Source organism: uncultured Amnibacterium sp., from assembly GCF_964245895.1.
Classification (GTDB): Bacteria; Actinomycetota; Actinomycetes; order Actinomycetales; family Microbacteriaceae; genus Amnibacterium.
Map to the genome: position 1 here is coordinate 1 of NZ_CAXTOQ010000079.1, position 6512 is coordinate 6512.

Sequence of the window (6512 nt, forward strand, 5' to 3'; positions counted from 1 at the left end):
GTGACGCAGGGCTCGCCCTCCGCCTCCGCGGCGATCGACTCCAGGATCGGCTTCAGCCGCGTCCACGCGTCGTCGGAGCCGCCCGGCATGATCGACGGGCCGTTCAGCGCGCCCTCCTCGCCGCCGGATATGCCGGTGCCGGCGAAGTTGAGGTTCCGGGCCCGCAGGTCCTGCTCGCGGCGGATGGTGTCGAGGAAGTTCGCGTTGCCGCCGTCGACGATGATGTCGCCCGGTTCGAACCGGTCCGCCAGCTGGTCGATCACGGCGTCGGTGCCGCGGCCCGCCTGGACCATGATGATCGCCACGCGCGGCTTCTTCAGGCTCGCGACGAAGTCGTCGATGTCGTGGCTGGGCACGAACTCGCCCTCGGAGCCGTGGTCGCGGATGAGGTCGTCCGTCTTCGCGTCGGTGCGGTTGTAGACGGCCGTCACGTTGCCGTGGTGGGCGAGGTTCCTCGCCAGGTTCGACCCCATGACCGCCATCCCGACGACCCCGATGTCGGCGACCCCGACCGGCTGCTCGCTCACGTGTTCTCCTCACGTCGAATGCCGCTGCCGAGCGTATCGCCGGGGCATGCGCGCTCTCCGACCGGAGGCGGAGGCCGGGCGCGGGCCGGGCCGTGTCGCAGTGCTGGCACACCCGGCGAGATCGCTTCGGCAGGAGGGATCGACCGCCCTACTCTGCGAATCCGCCGCGTGCTGTGACCCGTGGCGGAGGGAGAGCAGGGCATGAGAACGAAGCCGAGGACGACCGTGATCGGCGTCGCAGTGATCGCGCTGGTCGGGGGAGCGCTGGTCGCCGCCGGCCCCGCGCTCGCCGCGACGCCGCAGCCGATGCCGGTGGCGACCATCACGGGCCACGTCCGCTCGCTCGATGGGAAGCCGCTGGCCGGGATCACCGTGTACGCCGGCCGGGGCGAGGATCCGAACGCACCGGGCGCTGATCCGGACCGCTCCGACGTCGTCAGGACGGGCTCGACCGGGCGCTACGCCCTGCACGTGGCGGGCGGTGCGGGGATCTTCATGCGCTTCACCGACAGCCGCGATCGCTTCCTCGAGGCGACGAAGGCGGCGTTCACCGCCAGAGGCGGAAGCACCTACCGCGTGGATCGCCGGCTCGAGGCGACCGGCGAGATCGCGGGCACCGTCACGATCGCCGACGGGAACACCTCCGTGCGGAGCATCGTCAAGCTGTACGACGCGGCGACGGGGCGGCGTGTCCGCGGTGCCGGCGTCAACACCGCTCGGCCGGACGCGGCGGGGCACTTCCACCTGTTCGTGGAGGCGGGCGACTACAAGGTGCGCTTCGCCGCGTACGGGCCCGACGGCCGCACCGACGACGTGCACCCCGAGTGGTACGGCGACGCGCGGACCCGGGCGACGTCGCCGACCGTGTCGGTCCGATCCGGAGGGAAGGCGGCCGGGATCGACGCGGTCCTCGAGTGATGAGCCGTCATCCGGCCGCCCGGGCTGCGGGCACCTCCAGCACGACGGAGGTGCCCTGCCCCACGCGGCTCGTCAGCTCGCAGCGCCCGCCGTGCCGGTCGACGATCACCCGGGTGAGCGCCAGACCGATGCCGCTGCCGGGGACGTCGGCGGGAGGGTGGCCGCGCTCCAGCTCCTCCCACACGATCCCCTGGTCGTCGGCGCCGATCCCGGGGCCGGTGTCGGCGATCTCGATCGCGACCATCGCGGTCGCGCCGCGTGCCTCGCGGGCTCGGACCTCGATCACGTCGTCCGGGTCCGTGTACTTCACCGCGTTCGCGACGACGTTGTAGACGGCGATGAGGAGCAGGTCGGGATCGCCCTCGAGGGCGGGCGGCCAGGGAGCGGTCGGCACGTCGATCCGGACCTGCCGTGCGGCGCCTGTCTCTGCGAGGACGAGCTCGACGGCGTCGCGCAGCAGCGGCTCGACCAGCACGGTGACCCGGTCCAGCGGCGCGGCCTCGACGTCCGCGATCCGCCGGAGGTCCGCGAGCAGGCGCCGGATCCGGTCCGCCTGCGCCCGAGCGCGCCGCGACCCCGTGGGATCGTCGGCGGCGAGCGCGGACAGCAGGGCCGTCAACGGGTTCTTCAGCTCGTGATCGAGCCGCGCGACGAAGCGCCGATGCGAGTCGGCCGCCTTCCGGTGCAGCCGCGCCTCCAGCTCCTGCTCGCGCGACGCCCGCCGTCGAGCGGCCTCGAGGAGCAGGACGGCGACGACGGCGGCGAGGGCGGCCACGACCAGCGCGGCGGCGACCGCGGTGAAGGAGACGGTGACGGTCAGCATCGGCGCGGCGACGAGCAGGAGGCCCGCCGCGCCGACCGCGACGGCGGCGGGCGCGAGCAGGGCGGCTGCGCGGCGGCGGCTCACCGCTGATCGACCTCCGGGACGAACCGGTAGCCCTGCCCGGTGACCGTCTCGATCCAGCGCGGCCGCCCCGGGTCGTCCCCGAGCGCTCGCCGCAGCTCCGCGATGCGGTTGTCGACCGCGCGGGTGCCGATCGGATGCTGGAAGCCCCACAGCACCTCGAGCAGCGCGTCCCGGGTCTGCAGCTCGCCCGCACGCAGCGCGAGGTACTCGAGCAGCAGCACCGCGCGCGGGGTCAGCACGAGCTCCCTCCCGCGGAGGTGGACCCGCCTGCCGATCCGGTCGAGCCGGAGGTCGCCCGCGACGAGCGATGCGGCGCCGATCGCCGGCCGACCGGCCGGGCGCCGCAGGACGGCGCGGATCCTGGCCACCAGCTCGACGGGCTCGAACGGCTTGTTGAGGTAGTCGTCGGCGCCCTCGTCCAGCGCCACCGCGCGGTCGGCGGCGGCGCCGAGCCGGGTGAGGAGGATGACCGGGACCCAGCCGTGCTCGGCACGGAGCCGGCGCAGCACCGCCCGGCCGTCGAGCCTCGGCATGGCGACGTCGAGCACGACGACGTCGGGCCGGTCCTCCGCGAACGCCGCCAGCGCCTCCAGGCCGTCCCGGCTCGTGCGGACCCGGAACCCGCTGCGCTGCAGGTGGGCGCCGAGCGACTCGCGCACGGCCGCGTCGTCGTCCGCGAGCAGCACCGCTGGCGGCTCGCGCACCGGTCCCGTTCCCGCGGTCACGAGGTGCAGGTGTAGTGCACGTCGTTCGTCCCGGTGAAGGTCAGGCGCACCGTCGAGCTGCCGGCCACCTGGTCGCAGCCGTGCCCCGAGACGCGGATCTGGCCGTACCCGTCGAGGAAGTCCGCAGCGTGGACGCGGTACCCTGCCAGCGGCAGCCGCTGCACCCAGAAGCGGTACGCCGCCCCGGGGTCGCGCACGCGGATCGATCCGGAGATCGCGTAGGTCGTGTTGTCGCGGTAGACCCGCGCGATCGAGCCGGGGACCATCGGGAAGACCTCCGGCACGCCGGCGAGGTTGTACCGCGGCACGGTCGGCAGCGCCGAGGCCGATGATCGGTCCGTCGTGCTCGGCGTGCCGGCCGCGGTGGTGCGACCCGGGTCGGAGACGGCGATCGTGCAGCCGGTCAGGGCGAGGGCGACGCAGATCAGCATCCCCAGCAGCCGCGCCACGGTCGCTCCGTCCGCTCTCGCCACGATGATCGGATCCCGACTGTACGGGCGACCCGGACGCGCCGGCGGGCAGGTGTGTCGCAGTCCTGCGACACACCTGCCCGGGGACCGGCCTCGCCGTCGTCCCCCTCCCGCCCGTGATCGGCTCGCTCAGACCGCCCTCCTACGCTCGAGGGATGACCGATCGACGCCTGCGCGCGGTGGCCGCGACGCCCCTGCCCGAGCACCTCGCTGACCGGATCCGCGCTGCCGAGCCGCGCCTCGACCTCGTCGTGCCGCAGGACCTCCTCCCGCCCCAGCAGCACCCGGGTGACCACGGCGGCGACCCGTCGTTCGAGCGCTCCCCGGCGGACGAGCGGCGGTTCCAGGACCTCGTCGACTCCGCGCAGGTGCTGTACGGCATCCCGGGGGAGCAGCCCACGCAGCTCGCCCGCACGCTGCGCGCCAACCCCGCGCTCGAGTGGGTGCAGCTGATGCCGGCCGGCGGCGGCGCGCAGGTCAGAGGCGCGCGCCTGACCGACGAGGAGCTCGGGCGGGTCCGCTTCACGACGACGGCGGGCGTGCACGCGGTGCCGCTCGCGGAGTGGTGCGTGTTCGGCCTGCTCGCCGGCTTCAAGACGCTGCCGCGGCTGCAGGAGGCGCAGCGCGCGCACGACTGGGCGCAGGACCGCTGGATGATGCGCCGGCTCGAGGGCAGCCGGGTGCTGGTCGTCGGCCTCGGCTCGATCGGCCGCCTCGTCGCCGAGCGGCTCGCGGGGCAGGGCGTCCACGTCAGCGGGACGAGCCGCCGGGCCGTGGAGGTGGACGGGGTCGAGGAGGTCGTGCACCCGAGGGACCTCGCCGCGCGGGTGAGGGAGTACGACGGCGTCGTCGTCACGCTGCCGGGCACGGACGAGACGCGGCACCTGGTGAGCGCGGAGGTGCTCGCGGCCGTCAAGCCCGGCCTCGTCGTCGCGAACGTCGGCCGCGGCACCGTGATCGACCAGGAGGCGCTGATCGAGCGCCTCCGCGACGGCACGGTCGGCTTCGCCGCGCTCGACGTCACGGACCCGGAGCCGCTGCCCGCCGACTCGCCGCTGTGGGACCTGCCGAACGTGCTGCTCAGCCCGCACACGGCGGCGCTCAGCGACCGCGAGGACGACCTGATCGCCGACCTCTTCGCCCGCAACGCGACCCGCTTCCTCGACGGCGAGCCCCTGATCAACCCGGTCAACACCCGCGAGTTCTACTGAGGTTCAGGCTCGATCCGCCGACACGCCGGAGGGCGGCGCGAGCAGTGCGGCGCGTCGGAGATCCGGCCGTAACGAGGAAGAATGCGCGGATGCCGACGCCGCCGCTGGTGATCATGGGGGTGTCCGGGTCCGGGAAGTCCACGGTCGCGGAGGCGGTCGCCGCGCGCATCGACGGCGGCGTCTACCTCGACGCCGACGACCTGCACCCCGCCGCGAACGTGGCCAAGATGGCGGCCGGCCACCCGCTCACCGACGAGGACCGCGCGCCGTGGCTCGACGCCGTCGGCCGCCGGATGGCGCAGGAGCACGACGCCGGCCGCACCCCGGTGATGGCCTGCTCCGCCCTGAAGCGCGCGTACCGCCTCCGGATCCTCGCGGGCGAGCCGGAGGCGCGGTTCGTGCTGCTCGAGGTCGACCGGGACGAGCTGGAGCGGCGGATGCAGCTGCGGCGGGGCCACTTCATGCCGTCGTCGCTGCTCGACTCCCAGCTGGCGACGCTCGAGCCGCTCGGCGCGGACGAGCCCGGCGGCACCCTGCCGTTCAGCCACCCGTCCGGCGACGTCGCGGACCGGGTGCTCGCCCTCGTCGCGGGCTGATCCGCGCCCACGTTGCGTTGTGTGTCGGCCCGCCGTGCGCCGCCGCCGCCGCGCTCGTTAGCGTGCCCATCCGGGTCGAGGCCGCACCGCCTCACAGCACGACCCGAACGGAACGGAGCCTCCATGACCCCGCGCACCCTCCGCCTCCCGGCGGCGCTCGCCCTCGTCGCATCCGCGGCGCTCGCCCTGACCGCGTGCTCCGGCACCGCGGCGGGGTCCGACGCCTCCGGCGCCTCCGGCAGCACGAAGTCGGTGTCCATCGCCCTGGTCCGCCAGCTGGGCACCGGCGACTACTACGAGCAGTGGCTCTCCGGCGCGAACGCGGAGGCGAAGACGCTGGGCGTCAGCCTCAAGGTCTACGACGCGGACGGCGACAACGCGAAGCAGGCGCTCGCCGTGCAGCAGGCCACCGCCACGAAGCCGGGTGCGATCATCGTCGACCACGGCTTCACCGACTCCCTGAAGGCGCCGGTCGCCGCCGCGATCGACGCGAAGATCCCGATCGTGTCGTTCGACGTCGACACGGGCAGCACGGACGTCACCACGATCGACCAGTCCGACGCGACGATCGCGAAGGACATCACCGACAAGCTGGTCGGCGACACCGGCGGGAAGGGCGAGGTCGTCTACGCGTACGTCGCCGGCTACGCGCCGCTCGACAAGCGCGACGCGGTCTGGAAGTCGGTCAAGGCCGCGAACCCCGGCCTGAAGCAGGTCGCGCAGGTCGGCGTCGTCAACGACTCCACCGCGGCGCAGACCGCCGACCAGGTGAAGGCGGCGCTGCAGGCGCATCCGAACGTGACCGCGATCCTCGCGCCCTACGACGAGTTCGCGAAGGGCGCCGTGCAGGCGGTGAACGAGCTGAAGCTGAACACGAAGATCAAGGTCTACGGCGCCGACATCTCCAACGCGGACATCGAGGCGATCACCGCCGACGGCAGCCCCTGGGTGGCGACAGCGGCGACCGACCCGGCGAACGTCGGCGCGGTCACCGTCCGCGCCGCGTACCTGAAGGCCACCGGAGGCACGGTCGACGCCGCCATCGAGGTGCCCCCGGCGCTCATCACGCAGGACGTGCTGCGCGAGAAGCAGATCACCACGGTGCCCGAGCTCGTGAAGGCGTTCCCGGACCTCGCGACGCCCACCATCGCGGCGGTG

The 6512-nt window shown here is 73.9% G+C and carries 8 protein-coding genes; 4 read left to right on the top strand and 4 right to left on the bottom strand.

Annotation, left to right across the window (positions count from 1 at the left end; translation table 11 throughout):
• On the bottom strand, window positions 1–482 hold a 482-nt coding region (locus tag ACFE60_RS11565; RefSeq protein WP_375389024.1), incomplete at its 3' end, for an NAD(P)-binding domain-containing protein.
• A 270-nt stretch (window positions 483–752) separates the two neighbouring features.
• On the opposite strand from ACFE60_RS11565, the gene ACFE60_RS11570 reads away from it, so the two are divergent.
• Window positions 753–1445, top strand: coding sequence for a hypothetical protein (locus tag ACFE60_RS11570; RefSeq protein ID WP_375389008.1), 693 nt, complete (start codon window positions 753–755; stop codon window positions 1443–1445).
• A 7-nt stretch (window positions 1446–1452) separates the two neighbouring features.
• Here ACFE60_RS11570 and ACFE60_RS11575 read toward each other — a convergent pair whose 3' ends face one another.
• Genes ACFE60_RS11575 through ACFE60_RS11585 form a run of 3 tightly spaced genes read right to left on the bottom strand, consistent with a single transcriptional unit; the run spans window position 1453 to window position 3526 of the window.
• Window positions 1453–2352, bottom strand: coding sequence for a sensor histidine kinase (locus tag ACFE60_RS11575; protein ID WP_375389009.1), 900 nt, complete (start codon window positions 2350–2352; stop codon window positions 1453–1455).
• The gene (locus tag ACFE60_RS11580; protein WP_375389010.1) at window positions 2349–3077 is read right to left on the bottom strand and encodes a response regulator transcription factor; all 729 of its coding nucleotides are present in this window, start codon (window positions 3075–3077) and stop codon (window positions 2349–2351) included. The genes ACFE60_RS11575 and ACFE60_RS11580 overlap by 4 nt, the downstream gene beginning before the upstream one ends.
• The gene (locus ACFE60_RS11585) at window positions 3074–3526 is read right to left on the bottom strand and encodes a hypothetical protein (RefSeq protein WP_375389011.1); all 453 of its coding nucleotides are present in this window, start codon (window positions 3524–3526) and stop codon (window positions 3074–3076) included. The genes ACFE60_RS11580 and ACFE60_RS11585 overlap by 4 nt, the downstream gene beginning before the upstream one ends.
• Window positions 3527–3702: 176 nt before the next feature.
• Here ACFE60_RS11585 and ACFE60_RS11590 point away from each other — a divergent pair, with 176 nt between their 5' ends.
• The 3 genes from ACFE60_RS11590 to ACFE60_RS11600 all read left to right on the top strand — a co-directional run.
• Window positions 3703–4758: a D-2-hydroxyacid dehydrogenase gene (locus tag ACFE60_RS11590; protein ID WP_375389012.1), complete on the top strand. Its 1056-nt coding sequence runs from the start codon at window positions 3703–3705 to the stop codon at window positions 4756–4758.
• 89 nt (window positions 4759–4847) lie between these two features.
• Complete coding sequence (locus ACFE60_RS11595) at window positions 4848–5354, top strand: gluconokinase (protein ID WP_375389013.1); 507 nt, start codon at window positions 4848–4850, stop codon at window positions 5352–5354.
• Between the two features lie 123 nt (window positions 5355–5477).
• Window positions 5478–6512, top strand: a 1035-nt coding sequence (locus ACFE60_RS11600; RefSeq protein WP_375389014.1) for a substrate-binding domain-containing protein, incomplete at its 3' end; no start/stop codon positions are given.

Bases quoted from the DNA above. Each gene is read 5' to 3' on its own strand.
- ACFE60_RS11590 (WP_375389012.1), top strand. From the start codon at position 3,703: ATGACCGATCGACGCCTGCGCGCGGTGGCCGCGACGCCCCTGCCCGAG.
- ACFE60_RS11595 (WP_375389013.1), top strand. From the start codon at position 4,848: ATGCCGACGCCGCCGCTGGTGATCATGGGGGTGTCCGGGTCCGGGAAG.